The sequence below is a fragment of the Microlunatus sp. GCM10028923 genome, from assembly GCF_042666975.1.
In the GTDB taxonomy this organism is placed as follows: Bacteria; Actinomycetota; Actinomycetes; order Propionibacteriales; family Propionibacteriaceae; genus Microlunatus.
In genome coordinates, this window is the sequence record NZ_JBHTFF010000012.1 from 17392 (window position 1) to 34952 (window position 17561).

At 69.5% G+C, this 17561-nt stretch carries 16 protein-coding genes and 1 pseudogene; 4 read left to right on the forward strand and 13 right to left on the reverse strand.

The genetic code is table 11. From position 1 onward, the window contains the following. Nucleotides 1–2: 2 nt before the first annotated feature. From ACFQU4_RS25770 to ACFQU4_RS25780, 3 genes are all read right to left on the reverse strand, one after another. The gene (locus tag ACFQU4_RS25770) at nt 3–206 is read right to left on the reverse strand and encodes a hypothetical protein (protein WP_377497508.1); all 204 of its coding nucleotides are present in this window, start codon (nt 204–206) and stop codon (nt 3–5) included. A 68-nt stretch (nt 207–274) separates the two neighbouring features. After that, nucleotides 275–754, reverse strand: a complete 480-nt coding sequence (locus ACFQU4_RS25775; protein ID WP_377497510.1) for a DUF6328 family protein — start codon at nt 752–754, stop codon at nt 275–277. Nucleotides 755–830: 76 nt separating this feature from the next. Further along, nucleotides 831–1157 (reverse strand): plasmid stabilization protein, encoded by a 327-nt coding sequence (locus ACFQU4_RS25780; protein WP_377497512.1) that lies wholly within the window; start codon nt 1155–1157, stop codon nt 831–833. 202 nt (nt 1158–1359) lie between these two features. Here ACFQU4_RS25780 and ACFQU4_RS25785 point away from each other — a divergent pair, with 202 nt between their 5' ends. Together ACFQU4_RS25785 and ACFQU4_RS25790 are read left to right on the forward strand one after the other, a co-directional pair. Further along, a complete protein-coding gene (locus ACFQU4_RS25785; RefSeq protein ID WP_377497514.1) occupies nt 1360–2184 on the forward strand; it encodes a sigma-70 family RNA polymerase sigma factor in 825 nt (274 codons plus the stop codon). 21 nt (nt 2185–2205) lie between these two features. Further along, nucleotides 2206–2385, forward strand: a complete 180-nt coding sequence (locus ACFQU4_RS25790; RefSeq protein WP_377497516.1) for a hypothetical protein — start codon at nt 2206–2208, stop codon at nt 2383–2385. Here the strand turns inward: ACFQU4_RS25790 and ACFQU4_RS25795 are convergent. Genes ACFQU4_RS25795 through ACFQU4_RS25810 form a run of 4 tightly spaced genes read right to left on the reverse strand, consistent with a single transcriptional unit; the run spans nt 2382 to nt 5542 of the window. Continuing rightward, entirely contained in the window at nt 2382–3287 is a 906-nt protein-coding gene (locus ACFQU4_RS25795) for a GNAT family N-acetyltransferase (protein ID WP_377497518.1), read from the reverse strand. The genes ACFQU4_RS25790 and ACFQU4_RS25795 overlap by 4 nt on opposite strands. A 2-nt stretch (nt 3288–3289) precedes the next feature. Then, a complete protein-coding gene (locus tag ACFQU4_RS25800; protein ID WP_377497521.1) occupies nt 3290–4276 on the reverse strand; it encodes a phosphotransferase in 987 nt (328 codons plus the stop codon). 54 nt (nt 4277–4330) lie between these two features. After that, nucleotides 4331–5044, reverse strand: a complete 714-nt coding sequence (locus tag ACFQU4_RS25805; RefSeq protein ID WP_377497524.1) for a type 1 glutamine amidotransferase — start codon at nt 5042–5044, stop codon at nt 4331–4333. Between the two features lie 27 nt (nt 5045–5071). Further along, nucleotides 5072–5542, reverse strand: coding sequence for a nucleoside deaminase (locus ACFQU4_RS25810; protein ID WP_377497526.1), 471 nt, complete (start codon nt 5540–5542; stop codon nt 5072–5074). Between the two features lie 81 nt (nt 5543–5623). Between ACFQU4_RS25810 and ACFQU4_RS25815 the strand changes: the two are divergent. Further along, nucleotides 5624–5740: pseudogene (locus ACFQU4_RS25815) on the forward strand (hypothetical protein); the annotation flags it as partial. A gap of 146 nt (nt 5741–5886) precedes the next feature. Here ACFQU4_RS25815 and ACFQU4_RS25820 read toward each other — a convergent pair. From ACFQU4_RS25820 to ACFQU4_RS25830, 3 genes are all read right to left on the reverse strand, one after another. Continuing rightward, nucleotides 5887–6360 (reverse strand): hypothetical protein, encoded by a 474-nt coding sequence (locus ACFQU4_RS25820; protein ID WP_377497965.1) that lies wholly within the window; start codon nt 6358–6360, stop codon nt 5887–5889. A gap of 91 nt (nt 6361–6451) precedes the next feature. Next, on the reverse strand, nt 6452–6856 hold the full coding sequence (locus ACFQU4_RS25825) for a hypothetical protein (protein ID WP_377497528.1): 405 nt from the start codon (nt 6854–6856) through the stop codon (nt 6452–6454). Then, the gene (locus ACFQU4_RS25830) at nt 6853–12669 is read right to left on the reverse strand and encodes a polymorphic toxin-type HINT domain-containing protein (protein WP_377497530.1); all 5817 of its coding nucleotides are present in this window, start codon (nt 12667–12669) and stop codon (nt 6853–6855) included. The genes ACFQU4_RS25825 and ACFQU4_RS25830 overlap by 4 nt, the downstream gene beginning before the upstream one ends. Nucleotides 12670–12803: 134 nt before the next feature. Between ACFQU4_RS25830 and ACFQU4_RS25835 the strand changes: the two genes are divergently transcribed. Next, nucleotides 12804–13556 (forward strand): SDR family oxidoreductase, encoded by a 753-nt coding sequence (locus tag ACFQU4_RS25835; protein WP_377497532.1) that lies wholly within the window; start codon nt 12804–12806, stop codon nt 13554–13556. An 84-nt stretch (nt 13557–13640) separates the two neighbouring features. On the opposite strand, the gene aceB is transcribed toward ACFQU4_RS25835, so the two are convergent. From aceB to ACFQU4_RS25850, 3 genes are all read right to left on the reverse strand, one after another. Further along, a complete protein-coding gene (aceB, locus tag ACFQU4_RS25840; protein ID WP_377497534.1) occupies nt 13641–15239 on the reverse strand; it encodes a malate synthase A in 1599 nt (532 codons plus the stop codon). A gap of 28 nt (nt 15240–15267) precedes the next feature. Next, entirely contained in the window at nt 15268–16650 is a 1383-nt protein-coding gene (locus tag ACFQU4_RS25845) for an NAD-dependent malic enzyme (RefSeq protein WP_377497536.1), read from the reverse strand. A gap of 121 nt (nt 16651–16771) precedes the next feature. Next, a complete protein-coding gene (locus ACFQU4_RS25850; RefSeq protein ID WP_377497538.1) occupies nt 16772–17533 on the reverse strand; it encodes an IclR family transcriptional regulator in 762 nt (253 codons plus the stop codon). Nucleotides 17534–17561: the final 28 nt, after the last annotated feature.

Consider the following 17561-nt stretch of genomic DNA (forward strand, 5'->3'; position numbering starts at 1 on the left):
GCTCACTCCGCATTCGGGCGGTCGGTCGAGTTCCGTTGCCGTCGTTCGTGTTCCGCCTTGCGGCGGGCGTAATCCCGGCGCATCCTCGCCCGCGGATCCCGACGCTCGTCGAGCTGGGCCGGGCCCAGGACGTGCAGCAGTCCGTACTCGATCCACCACCTGATCCGGTAGCCGAGCCCGAATCCGTCTCGCGTTGCCGTCGTCATGCGGGCCTCCTTCCGGCTCGGGCTGTCGCCCGGTCGGTACCCGACGTCGGCCCGGCCCAAACGGGCTGTCAGCGCCGGGCGAGCGCGCGCGGCAGCACTCCGATGCCGACCGCCAGGATCAGCATGATGCCGCCGGCGATCCAGGACTGCGGCCGGCCCACCGTGACGTCGAAGATCAACAACGTGGTTCCGGACAGGGTCAGGCCGACCCCGACCAAGGCGAGCACGACCAGTAGGTGGCCCATGCCGACCACTTCCGCCTTGAGCCCGCGGCGGAACAGTCCGCGGTGCAGGCTGACCGGGGCGAGGGCCAGCGCGGTGGTCAGTGCGGCCAGAATCACCAAGATCAGATAGACGGTCAACTGGAACTGGTCCAGCCGGCCGAACTGCGGCTGGAACGCGACCGCCAGCAGGAATCCGAACAAGATCTGGGTTCCGGTCTGGGTCACCCGCAGTTCCTGCAGCAGTTCGTTCCAGTTCCGGTCCATCCGCTGGTTCTCGGTCTCGCCGCGACCATCGGTTCCCGGCTCCGACACCGTTTCGTCCATGGCCGGGTCTCCTCCGCTCTGGGCCGCGCCGCTTCGTACCGCGGTGATCGGAGAAGATCCTGCCACGGCGTGCACCTCAGCGGCCGACGGCTCGGGCCAGTTCGTCCTTGGTCATGGTCGACCTGCCCTTGACGCCGCGCTGCCGGGCCTCGTTGTAGAGCTGATCCCGGGTCCGGCCCTTGCTCCCGCTGTGCGAGCGCTTTCCGCCGCGATGTCCGGACGAGACGTCGTCCGTCGAGGTCCGGCTGGCGGTCTCGGACTCGCCGCCCCGGGCCCGTTCCTTGTTCACGGTACGGGCCGCGATCTCCTCGGCCGTGTCCTCGCCGCGGCCCTGTTCCCGCAGGCCCTTCTTGATGTGCTCGTACTGCCGTTCCCGCTTGTCGCTCCAGGCTTCCTGGGGCATCGGACTCCCCTCCTCGTGGTGAGCGTGCGTGATCCGGCAGGTACCCGGCCCGTACCGGTTCAAACGTTCTTGATCATGTCCGGATCGTGAACGATCTTGTCCAGATGTTCGGCGGGGCTTGCGCCGGGACGTCGCCGGTGCTTGCCTGGAGATCTGGTCGAGCCACCGGCCATCTCGTGACGCTGGTGAAGGAATCATTCCGATGACCACCCGTCCCGCCCAGATATCGAGGCCGACCATCGTTTCGGCCTCCACCGAAGACCGCACGGACGAGACCACTGAGCTTCTCCGTGCCGCCAGAACGGCCGATCCGGCCGAACGACAGCGCTATCGGCAGCAGGTGGTCCTGCTGCATCTGGACCTGGCCGACGCGCTGGCCCGTCGCTACCACGGCCGCGGGCTGGATCCCGCGGACCTTGATCAGGTCGCCCGGCTGGCGCTGGTCCAGGCCGTCGACCGCGCCGATCCCGAACGCGGCGATTTCGTCCCGTTCGCCGTCAGTACGATCCGGGGCTGCCTCAAGCGGTACTTCCGGGACCACGGCTGGGTCGTCCGGCCGCCCCGCCGGATCCAGGAGCTCCAGCACGAGCTCACCGACACCTGGAACACGCTGAGTCAGGAGACCGGGGCCACGCCGTCGCTCCGGCAGCTGGCCGGCCGGCTCGGCGAGCCGGTCGAGCAGGTCGCCGAGGCCGCCGCGGCCGGGGCCTGTTTTGCGCCGGTCTCGCTGGACGCGCCGGCCACCCGTCAGGATGCGCCGTCCGATCTCGGCAGTCGCATCGGCGCCCTCGATTCAGGCTACGACCGGGTCGAGTGGCTCCGGACCCTGCGCGAGGCGTGCGCCAGCCTGCCGCCGGACGATCTTCGGATCATCGAGTTGAGGTTCGCCGAACAGCGAACCCAGCAACAGATCGCCGACGAACTCGGGGTCAGCCAGATGCAGATCTCGCGGTCGTTGCGGCGGATTCTGGGGGTGATCCGGGACCAGATCGATCCCGATCGCCGACCGGAGCCGCTGGCCGCCTGATCACCGAGGTGAGGAGTTCGCATGATGCCGGAAACACCGTCCACGCCCGACCGCGAGCCGGGCACCGAACAGCCGGAGGAAGAAGGCCGGCGGGTGTTCGAGATGCCGCCGGGCTCCACGCCGGAAACGGCGCAGCACCGCCCGGCGAAACGCAACCTTGACGCCGCGAAGGAGGAGGCCGTGGTCGAGGAGAAGCACTAGCCGGGCTTGCGAAGCCGGTGGTGCCGGGCGACCTCACGGAAGCCGGCCCGCCGGTACAGCCGGAGAGCACCGGTCGGGTCGTGCGCCTCGGTGTGCAGCCGGACCGGTGCCGCGCCGCGCCCTGCCAGCCGGTCCAAGAGTTCCTCCAGGAGGGCGGCGCCTACCCCGCGGCCACGAGCGGCCGGTACGACTCCGAGGTCGTCGACGACCGCTCGTGGGCCGTCGGCAATGCCGGCCGCCAAGCCGATCGGTCCGGACGCGTCCTCGGCGATCAGATAGAGGTCCGGGGCGGATTCCCGGAGCCATCGTCCGACGTCGTCCGGATCCGGTGCGGTGAAGTACGGCCGGCCGGCCCAGATCCGGCCCAATAGCCCGCCGACCAGGGCGGCGTCCGCCGCGTCCGCCGCCCGCAAGAGCACTCCGTCGGGCCTTGGGGTCGCCGCGGGCCGGTCGGCGAGTTCCAGTTCGACCATGGCGAACACGGAGCGGAAGCCAAGCCTGGTCAGCAGGTCCAGCCGGTCCTGCTGGTCGGCCCGGGAGTTGGCGCCGAAGACGGGAGCGGGCGAACCCGCCGCCTCGAGGACCGCTGTTTCGAGGGACCGGAACAGGTCCGCTTCTACGGCGGTCCGGTTTGTACCTGGTGCGGCCCAGACGTCGAGCAGCCGGAGTTCGGTGCCGTCGGTCTCGGTCCAGCCGCGGACGATCCCGTACCCGATCGTGGTGCCGGCGGCGGTCCTGGCCAGTGCGGCGGGCCGGCCCGCCGCGAGTGCTTCGGCGAGTTCGGCTTCGGTCGGCAGTCGCTCCAAGGTCGAATACGGGTCGAGCTCCGCAGCGTGCCTGGCGCGCAGCGCGGCGAGTTCGGCGGCCGGGTTCGGGTCGCCGGGTGCGGTCAGCTGGACCATGATCAACTCTGCGGTACGGCGAGGTGCGCGATCGACTCGGCCAGGCCGTCCCAGGCGGTCTGCTTGTCCGGGCTGTCCCGGTGCGGCCGGCGGAACTCGTCGGCGTAGAGGCCGGTTTCCTCCAGGTCCCAGCGCAGGTGGTAGCCGCGGATCACCCGTCGGTCGACCGGATGGCCGGTCGCGGCCGCATAGCGGTCGAGGTCCTCGTCAGTGGGACCGCAGCCGGCCAGGTCGCGTTCCGGTACGGCGAGCCCGACGGTGTCCCAGTCGATCAGGTGCAGGCCGCCCGGGCCGCGGAGCAGATTGCCCGGATGCGGTTCGCCGTGGGTCAGCACAAGATCATCGGGCGAGGTCGGCAGCGTGGCCGCGATCGCGTCGAACTCGGCCAGCCGCGCCAGCAGGGCGTCCCGATGATCCATGATCAACTGCCGAGCCGGGCGGCTGTAGGGCCCGGCCTCCGGCCACGGCTCCGGATCGTCGGCCAGCGCGTCGAGCAGCGACCGGCGCTGGGTCAGGGCGATCGGCTGCACGGGCGTGCCCGCCGGCGGCCGGGCCTGGTGCAGGCACGCCAGCAGGTCGATGACGGCCGCCCGCTCGGCCCGGTCCCGCGGCCGGTCGAACGTACCGACTTCGGCGTCCAGCCAGGGAAAGACGCTGACCGCGTAGCGGTCGCCGCAGGCCCGAGTGACCCGTCCGTCGACCGCGGGCACGGGCGCCGTCACGAACTCCAGTCCGGGCCGGCCGGACAACGCGAGCGCGGTGGCCAGGGCCTGTTCCAGGCCGACGGCGGGGTCCGGCCCGAGCAGAGTCTTGTGATCAAGATCGGCGGCCGTGACGAACCAGCGGCGGCCATCGTCGCCGCTCGCGATCCAGTGGTAGTCGCCGAAGCCGACCGGCGCGTAGTCCATGATCGACACGCGGATCCGCCAGCCCTCGCCGAGCAGTCGGGTCAGGTCGGTGTCGTCGAGGCCGTCCGGTCGGTCGCGCATGCCGAGACCGTACCGATCAACGGGGCGACCCGGCCACCGGTTATCGGACCTTGATCAACTCCGGACGACCCGGGCGAACCGGTCCGCGAACCCTCGCCAGACCTCGACGCTGGTCGGCTCCCAGGCGGCCGCCTCCTTGATCACCTGCTCCGGATCGAAGCCCTGATTGATCAGGTTGTCGGGGTTCCAGGCCCGGATCCGGTCCAGGTCGACCTCCGGGTGGAACTGGACGCCCCAGGAGTGCTCACCGACCCGGAAGGCCTGGTACGGGCAGCGCTCGCTGCTGGCCAGCCAGACCGCGTCCGGGGGCAGCTCGGTGATCTGGTCGACGTGGTGCTCGATGGCCCGGAACGTCGGCTCCAGGTCGCCGAACAGCGCGTCCCGCGCCGCCTCGGGGCGTCGGGTGAGCACGGTGCTGCCGGCCTCGGGCTGCCCGTGTTCGGGACGGACGCTGCCGCCAGCCACGTGGGCGAGCAATTGGCCGCCGAGGCAGATGCCGAGCTGCGGAATCCCACTCTGCAAGGCTTTCGTGGCGACGTCGCGCTCTCGGGCCAGCCAGGGCGCCGCCGCGTCGTCGTCCGGCATCAGGCCGCCGCCGAGGAGCACCAGCCCATCGTGATCATCGAGGTCCGGGATCGGGTCGCCGTCGTAGGCGTGCACGACGTCGAGCGCGAGACCCGACTCCTGCCACCAGTCGGTGAACCGCCCGAGGCCTCCCTGGCGGGCATTCTGGACGACGAGGACGCGCGGCCGGGCCGGCTCAGCCATGGTGCTCCCTAGGCGTAGGGGGGACGGTCAGTAGTCGATCTTGTCATCCAGCTCGTTCCAGGCGGCGAAGGGCTCCTCCGCGGCGGGCAGTTCCTGGTGCCGGATCAGCGTCGGCCAGGTACGCCGGTCCCGGCCGAGCAGTTCGTAGAAGGCGAGGTCGTCGAACCCGCTGCGGGCCGCGGCGTACCGGTCGGCGGCGTAGACGATCTCGTCCAGCCGGGCCCAGAGCGAGGTGGTCAGGCACATCGGACACGGCTCGCAGGAGGCGTACAGGACGCAGCCCCGCAGCGAATGCGTACCGAGCAGTCGGCAGGCCTCGCGGATGGCCACTACCTCCGCGTGCGCACTCGGGTCGTGATCCTTCGTGACCCGGTTCTGCCCGGTCGCGATCACCTCTCCGTTGCGCACGATCACCGCGCCGAACGGTCCCCCGCCGTCGGCGACGCTGCGTACGGCGAGCTCGATCGCCCGCTCCAGATACGTCACCTCACTGCTCACCGGCACTGTCTACCAGAGGCCGCGCGGCGACCGTGCCGACAACGCCGCCGCGAGGCACTCGAGCGGTTCTCGCCCCTCGCCATGATCACCCGGTGGTTCTCGGGGCCTGGCGCACCCGACCCAGATTCGCGCCTCGTCGACGCCCAGACGATCAACGCGTATCAGGCCTACTCGACGGCGATCGCCGAGCCCGCCGTGGCAGCGCAGACCTTCGTGCCGCCGGTCAAGCTCCGCCGGATGGCGTGGATCAAGCCACCCCGGACCGGCTGCCGTCGGAACTGCCCTACCCGTTGTCGGCTCCGATCGCCGCGACGATCGGAGCCGACCCGTCCGGCTGAGACCGCTCAGTCCTCTTGCATTCTCTCCAGCAGATCGTCGGCCAGGTCGCGACGATCCTCTTCGGCGTTTGAGTCCCGAACCCGCTCGAGCGCGTCGCGCGCGGCGTGCCCGCCGATCTTGAACAGGGCCCAGGTCGCGTTGTTGCTCAAGGTGGTGGCCTCGGGTTCGTCAAGGTAGCCCGGAACGCGTTCGGTCAGTTCCCACAACACGTCGACCGCTCCCGGATCGCCGAGATCCTGGAGCCGGAAGACGACATCCTCGTGCCGCTGGTGCCACTCGCCGGTTGCCGCCCGCTTGAGCGGATCGAGCATGTCGGGCGTCACGCCGAACGTGTAGACCACCCGCAGGGCGCCCTCCAGATCGTCGGCGTCCTCATGTTCGACCGCGTCGGCGAGGAGCCGCCGGGCCAAGGCCGGCCCGTCGGACTCCCCGAATCGCTTCAGGAACTCCTCGGGGCTGAGCTCCGGCGGAGCCCCCAAGCCGATGAGCCAACCCCAGAGTCAGACGCAACCGCTCAGGCGTCATCGCTTGGTACCTGGAGTAGGTGTTCGATCGCGTCCAGGCGTCGCATCACTCGGCTCTCAGCGCCTGGCGCACCCGACCCAGATTTGCGCGGAAGAAGCCCAGCGCATCCTCAATCCGTTCGTGAACCCAGGCTGCTCGATCAATCCCTTCCGGTTCATGGGCGACGGGTCCCTCCGCGATGAATTGACCGTCCGAGTAGCAGATGTCACTGGTGATGCGGAGCCGACCGTTCTCCAGCTTGCAGTCGATCGAGAAGTCGATGCTGTCGATGTCGTCGTCGCGGTCGTCCAGTGCAATCGACGCGTAGGCACGGAACGGGAACACCGGCTGGGGTGTGACGTAGCCGGTGCGCCAACTGAGGCCAGGATCGGTCGTCGCCAACTCCCGCTGGATGCTTGCCACGGCATCGTCGATGAGGACCCGTTCGTCGTCCCAGAACAACTCCGTCATTTCGACACCTTGAATGTATCGACGATGGCGCCCTGGATCTCCTGCGTGAGTGGATGTGGAGTACCCGAACCTCTGGATTCCATCCAGGGTCCCAACTCGTCACGATTCTTCGGAATGAGTGACACGTGGCCTGTGCCGTTGGGAACGGCGTCCAGATCCTCCAGCTTGTCAGTATCGATTTTCTGAACCTTTCCGCCGTGGGGCGCAGCCCGCTGGGGCGTGTCGAAGGTCGAGAGTCCGTCGACGTCCTTGGGTTTCGGGGTCAGCGCGTCATCGGTGGCGGATCCGCCTCGATAGACGTACTTCGGAACGCACTCGTTGTGAACTCGAACCCAATCTGTGCCGGTCCTGACATGGTAGTTGTGAAGATCCTCGACGTTGAAGTTGTAGACGGTGTGGAATTCCCCGGTCGCGATGGCCCTGACCAGCTCGACGGCATTCTCGTCGGAGTCCACCAGGACGTCACCTGGCTGCAACTCGCGCACCGGGACCCAGCCCTTCCCGCGAACGTAGAAGGGGTGCTCGGCCGTCGAGGTCACCTCACCGCTCGAGGTCTCCACGCGGAATGTCTCGACATCCTCGTGGACGTAGGTGTCCACGACCTTCTTCGAGTACGTCCTACCCGTGTCGGGGTCGGCGGCGGTGACTTCGTCTCCGACCCGGACGTCCTCGATCGCCTTCGAGCTGCCATCCGCCATCAGCACCTGGGTCCCCGCAACGAAGCAGCCGCTCTTGGCCGTTCCGGTGAGCTTCGACAGAGCGTTGCTGCCGAAACGCTTGGCCCCGCTCAGGGCGTTCCTCCCGACGGTCTTGACGCCGTTCGCCAAGGCGGTTCGTCCCAGGGCGCTCGCTCCGGACTTCAGCAACGCGGCGCCCGGAACCGGCACCATGCCCATGACGCCGTCGAGGCCGGCCTGACCCCAGTCCACCGAACCCTTGGTCGCCTTCTGCTGCGCGACCGACATACCCATGGACAAGGCGCCGCCGGCCAGCGCCAGGCCGACCGGACCGCCGACACCCGTCGCCATCAGCGCCACGCCGGCCACGATCATGGCACCGGCGGCGATGTACTCCCAGTTGTTCGCCACCCAGTTCGTGGTCGCGTTCCAGGCCGCGGCGAGAGCGCCGTTGTTGGAGTCGCGGTAGGCCTGCAGTTCCTCGTCCGTCACGGGACTGAGACCCCACGGATCGGACTGGTTCAGCGGGTCATTCCCGGCAAAGGAGTACGGGTTCCCGGCCCAGCCGCTACCCAGCACGGGATCCAGCGGATCCGTCGAGAGGAAACCGCGGGTACCGGGGTCGTAGACGCGAGCCTGCATCCATTCGCGGCCGTCGACCAGTAGGTTGCCCTGGCCACCCACGGCCACCCCGGACGGCATTTCGGGACGTCCGGCGCCCGGCGTCACACCCCAGGGGTCAGTACCGGTGGACCGAGGTCGCCAGTCCGGCATCACCCATTCGCCGCGGCCGTCGTCGCCGCCGGCGGGGTCGGGAAGCAACGCGGTCAGCGGTCCGTAGCTGGAAATCGACACGTCGCCGATCTGGGCGAGCATCGGCAGGAGTCCGGCCGAGTCCCAGGCGACCTGCTGACCGTCCAGCGCGGCGAGTTCGCCGAGCGCGTCGACCCGGAAGTCATGGCTCGTCCGGACCTCAGCGGGCTCCTGGTCCGTCGGCAGGTCGTGGGATCGGGCTGTGATCTTGTCGCCGGCCCGGCTGATCGTCGTGATCCTGGCCAGGAACCCTCGCGGGTCCCAGCCGAACCGCCGCTCGCCGTCCGGTCCGTGCTCGCGAGTCCTACGGCCGGCGGCGTCATAGCCGTACTCGGTGACGCCGTCGGGCGTACGGCGAGAACGCAGCTGGCCGGCCACGTCGTAGACGTACTCGATGACTGCGCCGTCGGTGGTCTCCTTGATCATCCGGCCGGCGGAATCATAGGTATAGCCGGTCACCGAGCCATCGCCGCGGCGCGCTTGCGCGAGCTGCCCGGTGGAGTCGTAGTGATAGTCCGTCCGCACGCCGTTGCTGGCCTGGGCGATCACCCGTCCCGCCGCGTCGCGTTCGATCTCGACGGTCTCGGTGACCCCCTGTCGAGTGACCTGATGCCGGACGATCCCTCCGCCGTCCCACACCCAGGTCGCGTGCAGCCCGGGCGCAGCCATGGCCACGATCCTGCCGATCGCGTCGCGGTCGATCACGGCCCGGCCCAGGCCTGGCTCGGTCACCGCGGCGACCCGGCCGGCTCGGTCGTACTCGTAATGTGTCTGCGAGCCGTCGCTGCGGGTGAACGAGGTCCGTCGCCCGTCGCCGTCGTAGGCCCAGGACAGGGCGACTCCGCCGGACGGATGGTCCGCCCGGTGTCGGGCGCGCCGGATCAGCCGCTTGTTCTCGTCCCAGACCAGTTCGGTGACCGTGTCATCCTCACGGACCCGGATCGTACGACCGGCGAGGTCGTACTCGAGGCGGGACAGCAGCCGGTCCCCCGCGTGGGACTCGGTCAACCGGCCCGTGTCGTCGTAGCTCCAGGTGAGTTCGACGCCGGTCGGGTCGACCCGGCGGGTCGGTCGCCCGGCCGCGTCATAGCCGTAGCGGGTCGTCCGGCCGAGCGGATCGGTTTCCGCGATGATCCGGCCGAGCGCGTCGTAGCGACGCTCGGTGCGGCCGCCCAGCGGATCCACCACCGCAACGCAGCGTCCGGTCTCGTCGTACTCGTAACCAGTCTGGCCGCCGGAGGCGTTGGTGACGCCGACCAGTTGCCCGGCCGCGTCGTAGCGCATCCGTCGGCGGCCGTACCAGCCGTCGGTCAACCGGATCACGCGGCCGGCCTTGTCGTAGCCGAAGCCCGAGGTTCCCTTGCCCGGTGCATAGCGCTCCACGACCCGGCCGCAGGCGTCGTACCTGATCCAGGCCTGTTCGCCGGTCGGCCAGTGTTCCCGGACCAGCCGACCGTCGGCGTCGTACTCGAACTGGTAGCGGGAGCCGTCGGTGTCGATCGTGGCGTTGCGGCGTCCGCACCGGTCGTACTCATAGCGGTACGTGGTGCCCATCGGGTGGGTGATCGCCACCGGCCTGCCGGCAGCGTCCCGCTGGATCGCGGTGGTCGCCCCGTTCGGGTCGGTGTGCTCGACCAGCTGGCCGCAGCGGTTGTAGCGGTAGCGCGTGGTGGCTCCGTCCGGCCCCGTCTCGGCGACCGTCCGGCCCAACGCGTCGTAATCGGTGGTCGTCTGCCACAGGCGGTCGCTGAGCTTGGTCGGCCGGCCCTCCAGGTCCCGCTGCACGGCGTGCTCGACTCCGGTCGGGTCGACCGTCCGGGCCAGGAACCCTTGTACGTCGTAATCCAGCTGCCAACGGGCGCCGGAGGCGTCCGTCCGTGAGATCGGCCGCGACATCGCGTCGTAGCCGAACTCCCAGCTGCTGCCGTCGGGCAGTTCGGTCCGGGTCTGGTTGCCGAGGTCGTCGTAGCTCTCGGTGACGGCCTGGCCCAGCGGATCAACGATCCGGGACCGTTCACCGTGGTCGCCGTACTCGATCTCGGTCCGGCCGCCGAGCGGATCGATCCTGGCAGTGACCCGTCCGCCGGGCGAGGTCTCGTAGCGCCAGATTGCGCCGTCCGGATCCTGACGGGACTCCAGGGCCCCGGCACTGTCGTAACGGTAGGTCCTCCGGTGCCCCAGCGGAGTGATCGCGGCGGTGATCCGACCAAGATCATCACGGACCAAGCGCGCCGTGTTGCCCTCGGCATCCGTGCTGGCGATCAGGTCGCCGTGCTCGTCATGTTCGAAGTGGAGCGTCACCCCGACCGGGTCGACGATCTTCTTCAGCAGCCCGCCGGACCACTCCATGACGGTGATCCCGCCTTCGGGGTCGACGACCTGGCTGGGGTCGCGGGAATCGCCGTGGTAGCTGTAGCGGGTGACCGCCTCGATCGTGTTTCCTTGATCATCCTGGTTCGTCACGACGACGGTGACCGGCCGGTCGGCTTCGTCGTACGTCCAGCGGGCGCGAGCCCCGGACGGCATGGACTGCTCGATCCGCCGGCCGCGCTCGTCGTAGGCGTTGACGGTCACGGCACCGTTGCGTTCGGTGATCATGACCGGGTTGCCGTACCGGTCGTAGCTGGTGGACTGGCGATGATCATCGGCGTCGATCACGCCGATCAGCCGGCCCTTGCCGTCGGCGATCCAGGTGTTGGCACGCGTGCCGTCGGCATCGGACACCTCGGTGACGCCACCGGGCAGGTAGACGAAGCGGCTGGTCCGGCCGAAGGCCGACCGCTGGGTGGTGACCCGGCCCAGGGCGTCGTACGTGTTCTCCGCCTCGACGACGCCGTCGGGGTCGGTGACGGCGTCGATCAGGTCGGCGTCGTTCCAGCGGTACGTGCGGGTGCCGGCCGGGGTCTCGGCCGCGACCAGCCGGCCACGGTCGTCGTAGTGATAGCTCACGGTCCGGCCGTCGGAGGCGGTGGCACCGGTGATCCGGCCGGTCGTATCGTCCCAGGTCAGATCCAGGGAGCGGCCGAACTCATGGGCCAGCGAGACGAGTCGGCCCTCGTCGTCGTACCAGTAGGTGATCTTGGTCCCGGGGCCGGTGCTGGTCGTGAGGAGGCGTCCGTCGGCGCGGAGGTCCCAGCGCAGGCCGGCCGAGTTGGTCACCACGTAGCGGGACTCCTCGCGGGCGAGCCACAGGTTCTCGCCGGTGGCCCGGTCCCAGCTGTCGCCCAGGCGTGGGAAGACGACCTCGCGGCCATCGGACAGCCGCAGCCGGGCGGCCTCGTCGGTCAGCGTGAGCCCGGCCTCGGCCCAGGAGGACCAGCCGCGGCCGAACGCGCCGAGCTTCTGGTTCAGCGAGTTGTAGGTACGGGTCAGGCCCAGTTCCGCCGTCGCACCAGGGAAGGTGAGATCGCATTCGTTCTCGATGAAGTTGCCGGTCGCCGTGTTCACCGGGTCATCGGAGTAGCCCGTCGTGGGCGGCGAGCCGTAGGCCGTCGGCGGGTCGACCACGATGTCCTGTCGGTTCACTGCCACGTTCGCCGCCCGCAGCGCGGCCTCGATGGTGGAGTTCGACAGCGTCGAGACGTTGCCCTCGCCACCAGCCCGGGCGAACGCGTCGGCCACCGTAGTGGCCCACTTCGCATCCTCACCGTTCAGCCGCAGCCAGTCCTTGAGGCCCTGGATCGGGCCCGTGGCGTCGAGCGTCGCCCACGAACAGGCGGTCGCGAACTCGGTGCACTTGCCCTCGAGGCTCGTCGCCTTCCCATCGAACGCCCCGTCACCGCCATCCGTGCTGGTGGCGAACGACCGCAGGTTCGACGGCTTCGCCGACGACGTCCCGCCACCGCCACCGCCGCTGCCCGGAGCCGGCGTCTCGCGCGGCTTGGACGCGGGGGCGCTCACGTGCTGGGCCGGTCCGGTCTCCTTGATGTTGACGTCCGGCGGATCCTCGCCCGTACCCCAGAAGTCGTCCCAACCCTTCTCAAAGCCCGAACGGTCCGCCTGCCGCTGGGCCCACTCCCGAGCCGTCTTGCGGCGCTGATTCTCCTCCCGCGCCGCCTGCTCCACGTCCTCGAGCTTGGTCGCGACCGCCCGCAAGGCCGTGACCACTTCGTCGAGGTCGCCGAGCTGGGTGGTGCCGTTGGTCTTGAAGATTTCAGAAAAATGCCCGTCGAACTGCTCCAGGCCGGTGGAGCGCCAGGTCGAACGATCGCCCCGCTGACCCGACAGTGTGTTCGCCACCGCCCGGAACGCCGACTTCACCTCACTCGAGACCCCGAAGTCGTACGTGACATCCGGCGTGCCCTTCAGTTTGTCGATGTCCACCACAGCTGCCTCAACCCCTTACCCGCACGTAGATCCACATCCAACCCCAGTTGACGGTCGGGTGAACGGATCGGATCCCGTACCCACCTGTGGGGTCGATCACAGGCCGGGACCGGGGTGCGAGGATGTGCCGCGTGAGTGCTGAAACGGGATCGAAGGTCGCAGTGATCACCGGGGCTGGGAGCGGGATCGGCCGGGCGGTGGCGCACGCGTTCTTGGGCGCCGGCTATCGCGTCGCCGCCTGTGGCCGGCGACCGGAACCGCTGGCGGAGACGATCGGTGATCATGACCGCGGCCTGGTGGTGCCGATGGACGTCACCGACCCGGCCGCCGTGACCGCGGGGTTCGACCGGATCCGGTCCGAGTTCGGCCGGGTCGACGTCCTGTTCAACAACGCGGGCTGGTTCGGGCCGGCGGGTGGCGTGGACGAGATCTCGGTGGACGACTGGAACGCCTGCGTCGCGGTCAATCTCACCGGTGTGATGCTCTGCGCCGCGGCCGCGGTGTCGATCATGAAGGAGCAGCGGCCGGGCGGCGGCAAGATCATCAACAACGGCTCGATCTCCGCCCACACACCGAGGCCACGGTCGGTCGCCTACACCGCGACCAAGCACGCGATCACCGGACTGACGAAGTCGATCGAGCTGGACGGCCGGCCGTACCGGATCAGTTGCGGCCAGATCGACATCGGCAACGCGGCCACCGCGATGACCGGCCGGATGGCTCAGGGCACCCTGCAGGCCGACGGTGAGCTCCGCCCCGAACCGACCTTCGACGTGACGGAGGTCGGCCGGGTCGTGCTCGCAATGGCGGAGCTGCCGCCGGAGGCGACGATCAACTCGCTGGTGATCACCGCCGCCGGCATGCCGTTCGTCGGGCGGGGATGATCACCGAACCCACTCGCCCTGAGCCTGTCGAAGGGCCAAGCCACATCTGCCTTGCCCTTCGACAAGCTCAGGGGACGTTGTGGCTCAGGTCAGCTGGTCGTACGCGGGCTGGGTGAGGAAGTCGACGAAGTCGTCGGCCAGGCACAGGTCGCTGATCAACTTCTTGGCCGGTACGTAGTAGCGCTCGAACAGTTCGGCGTCCACCTGGCCGCGCAGCTTCTCGGTCTCCTCGTCCAGCAGCCGGGCCACCAGTTCCCGGGTCACGGTCTCGCCGGAATCGGACAGCCGGGCCGCGTTGTTGATCAACTGCCAGACCTGGGACCGGGAGATCTCGGCGGTCGCCGCGTCCTCCATCAGGTTGTGGATCGCGACCGCGCCGCTGCCGGCCAGCCAGGCGGCCGTGTAGGCGACGGCCACCTCGAGGTTGTTCCGCAGGCCGGTCTCGGTGTTGGAGCCGTCGGCCGACGCGACGTCGAGCAGCTGCGCGGGGGTCACCGCGACCTCGGGGCGCTGCCGGTCGATCTGGTTCGGCCGCTCCCCCAGCACGCCGTCGAACACCTCGCGGCACACCTCGACCAGGTCCGGGTGCGCCACCCAGGAGCCGTCGAAGCCGTTGCCGGCCTCCCGGGTCTTGTCGGCCCGCACCTTCTCCAGCGCGGCGGCGTTGATCGACGGGTCCTTGCGGCTCGGGATGAACGCGGCCATGCCGCCCATCGCGAACGCGCCCCGCTTGTGGCAGGTCTGGACCAGCAGTTCGGTGTACGCCCTCATGAAGGGCGCGGTCATCGTGATGTCACCCCGGTCGACCAGGACGAACTCCGGCCCGGCGTCGCGGAAGTACTTGATGATGCTGAACAGGTAGTCCCAGCGGCCCGCGTTCAGCCCGGAGGCATGATCGCGGAGTTCGTACAGGATCTCGTCCATCTCGAACGCGGCCGGGATCGTCTCGATCAGCACCGTGGCCCGGATCGTTCCATGATCAAGTCCGAGTTCGGCCTCGGCGAAGGTGAAGACGTCGTTCCACAGCCGGGCCTCGAGGTGGCTCTCCATTTTGGGCAGGTAGTAGTACGGTCCGCGGCCGCCGTCCAGCAGCGGCCGGGCCAGATGGAACACGTGCAGCCCGAAGTCGACCAGCGCGCCGATCCCGGTCCGCCCGTCCACCTCGACGTGCGCCTCGTCCAGGTGCCAACCGCGCGGCCGCATCACGACCACGGCGAGCGGCGCGTCGGTCCGCAGGGCGTACGTCTTCCCGTCCGGCTGCGTGTACGACAGCGTTCCGGCGGCCGCGTCGGACAGGTTGAGCAGCGCGTCGATCACGTTCGGCCAGGTCGGGCAGCTGGCGTCCTCCAGGTCGGCCAGCCAGACCTTGGCGCCCGAGTTGAGGGCGTTGATCGCCATCTTGGCCGGGGTCGCCGGGCCGGTCATCTCGACCCGGCGATCCTGCAAAGCCGGCGGTGCGGGCGCGACCTGCCAGTCCGCGGTCCGTACCTCGGCGGTCTCGGGGAGGAAGTCGAGCCGGCCCGTCTCGGCGGCCGCTGCCCGGCGCGTCGCCCGCGCCCCGAGCAGTTCGTCCCGTCGCCCCGCGAACCGTTGGTGCAACCGTTCGACGAAGGCCAGCGCCTCGTCGGTCAGGATCTCCTCGGCTCGGTCGATCGGACGGCGGTCGGTCACCGTGATGGTCATCTCTCGTTCCTCCTGTCGGACTTACGGGTCAGCTGCCGGCCGTACCCGCCACTGCGGCCGCGACGGCCGGGGCGACCCGGCTGTCGAACACGCTCGGCACGATGTAGCTGGGGTTGAGTTCGTCCGGCGAGACACAGTCGGCGATCGCCTCGGCGGCGGCCACCAGCATCGGGGTGGTGATGTTGTGCGCGGCGGCGTCGAGCAGGCCACGGAACAGGCCCGGGAACGCCAGCACGTTGTTGATCTGGTTCGGGAAGTCGCTGCGCCCGGTGGCGACGACGGCGGCATGCTTGGCGGCCTCGGTCGGCGGGATCTCCGGGTCCGGGTTGGCCAGCGCCAGCACGATCGAGCGATCAGCCATGGTCGCCACGTGTTCGGCGCCGAGGATGTTCGGGCCGGACACGCCGATGAACACATCGGCCCCGACCAGCGCGTCGTGCAGACTGCCGGAAACGCCGTCCGGGTTGGTGTTCTCGGCGATCCACTGGCGGTGTTCGTCCGTGTACGTACCGCCGCGATGGATCGCTCCGGTCCGGGAACAGCCGACGATGTGCGAGGCGCCCTGGGCCTGCAGCAACTGGATGATCGCGTGCCCGGCGGCACCCACTCCGGAGATCACGATCTTGACGTCGGTGATCTTCTTACCGACCACCCGGAGCGAGTTGATCAAGGCGGCCAGTACGACGATCGCGGTGCCGTGTTGATCATCGTGGAAGACCGGGATGTCCAACTCGGCGCGGAGCCGGCGCTCGATCTCGAAGCAGCGCGGGGCGGCGATGTCCTCCAGGTTGATCCCGCCGTACACCGGAGCCATCGCCTTGACGATGGAGATGATCTCCTCGGTGTCGGTGGTGTCCAGGCAGACCGGCCAGGCGTCGACGCCGGCGAACTGCTTGAACAGGGCAGCCTTGCCCTCCATCACCGGCAGCGCCGCGGCCGGACCGATGTCGCCCAGGCCGAGCACGGCGGTGCCGTCGGTGACCACGGCGACCGTGTTGCGCTTGATCGTGAGCCGGCGGGCATCCTCGGGGTTGGCGGCGATGGCCAGGCAGACCCGGGCGACGCCGGGCGTGTAGGCGCGGGACAGGTCGTCCCGGTTCTTCAGCGGGACCTTCGGCTCGACGGAGAGCTTGCCGCCGAGGTGCAGCAGGAACGTGCGGTCGCTGACCTTGCGGACGTGGGTGTCCGGCCGGGCGTTGAGCGCTTCGGCGATGCGCTGGGCGTGCCCGTCGTCGACGGTGTTGCAGGTGACGTCGACCACGATCTTCTCGTGGCTGGACTCGACGATGTCCAGCGCGGTCACCGGGGCGCCGGTCTCGGCGACGGCCGAGGCCAGTTCGGTGGTCGAGCCGGCCGTGGCGGTGACCTCGACCCGCAGGGTGATCGAGTAGCCGGGGCTGGGGCTGTTCAAGATTCCTCCTCGAACTTCGACATTACGGATGTTAACTTCTGCTTTGCGGAATTACAACGCGATGCGTTGGGACAGCCCGGGCCTCGGGATCGCCAGTGCCTGGGAAAGGGGTCGGCGCCGGTCAGGGCGCCAGTTCGGCGGCGATCGCCGCCGCGGCTCGGCGCAACACCGGTACGGCGCGCCGGCCGAAGTCCTCGTCGACCCGCGCCAGCGGGCCGGAGACCGAGATCGCCATCGGCGACGGCGAGCCCGGCACGGCGACCGCGTAACAGCGGACCCCGACCTCCTGCTCCTCGTCGTCGATCGCGTAGCCACGTTCACGGATCTGGTCGAGATCCGTCAGCAGGGACTGCACCGTGCCATGGCTCTTGGCCGTCGGCGTCGGCAGTCCGGCCCGCTGCACGATCCGGCGTACGGCGTCGTCGCCGAATCCGGCCAGGATCGCCTTTCCGACCCCGGTGTCGTGCAGGCTCACCCGGCGGCCGATCTCGGTGAACATGCGCATCGAGTGCGGCGACGGCTGCTGCGCGACGTAGACCACCTGGTCCCCGTCGAGCAGGGCCATGTTCGCCGTCTCGCCCAGGTCGGCCACCACCCGGACCAGTTCCGGCTGGGCCACCCGGCCGAGCTGTTGGCCGGCCAGTTCGCCGAGCGGGATCAGCCGCGCGCCGAGGGCGTACCGCCGGGACGGGAGCTGGCGGGCGTAGCCGAGCGTGACACAGGTGCGCAGCAGCCGATGGATCGTCGGCATCGGGAGGCCGGCCCGGGCCGACAGGTCGCTCAGCGAGATCTCGCCGCCGGCCTCGGCCATCAGTTCCAGCAGCTCGAAGACGCGCTCGACGGACTGCACGCCGCCGCGTGCGCGCACCGTTTCCTCCGGCACCCGACCTCCCATTGCCTCGGTGAAGTGG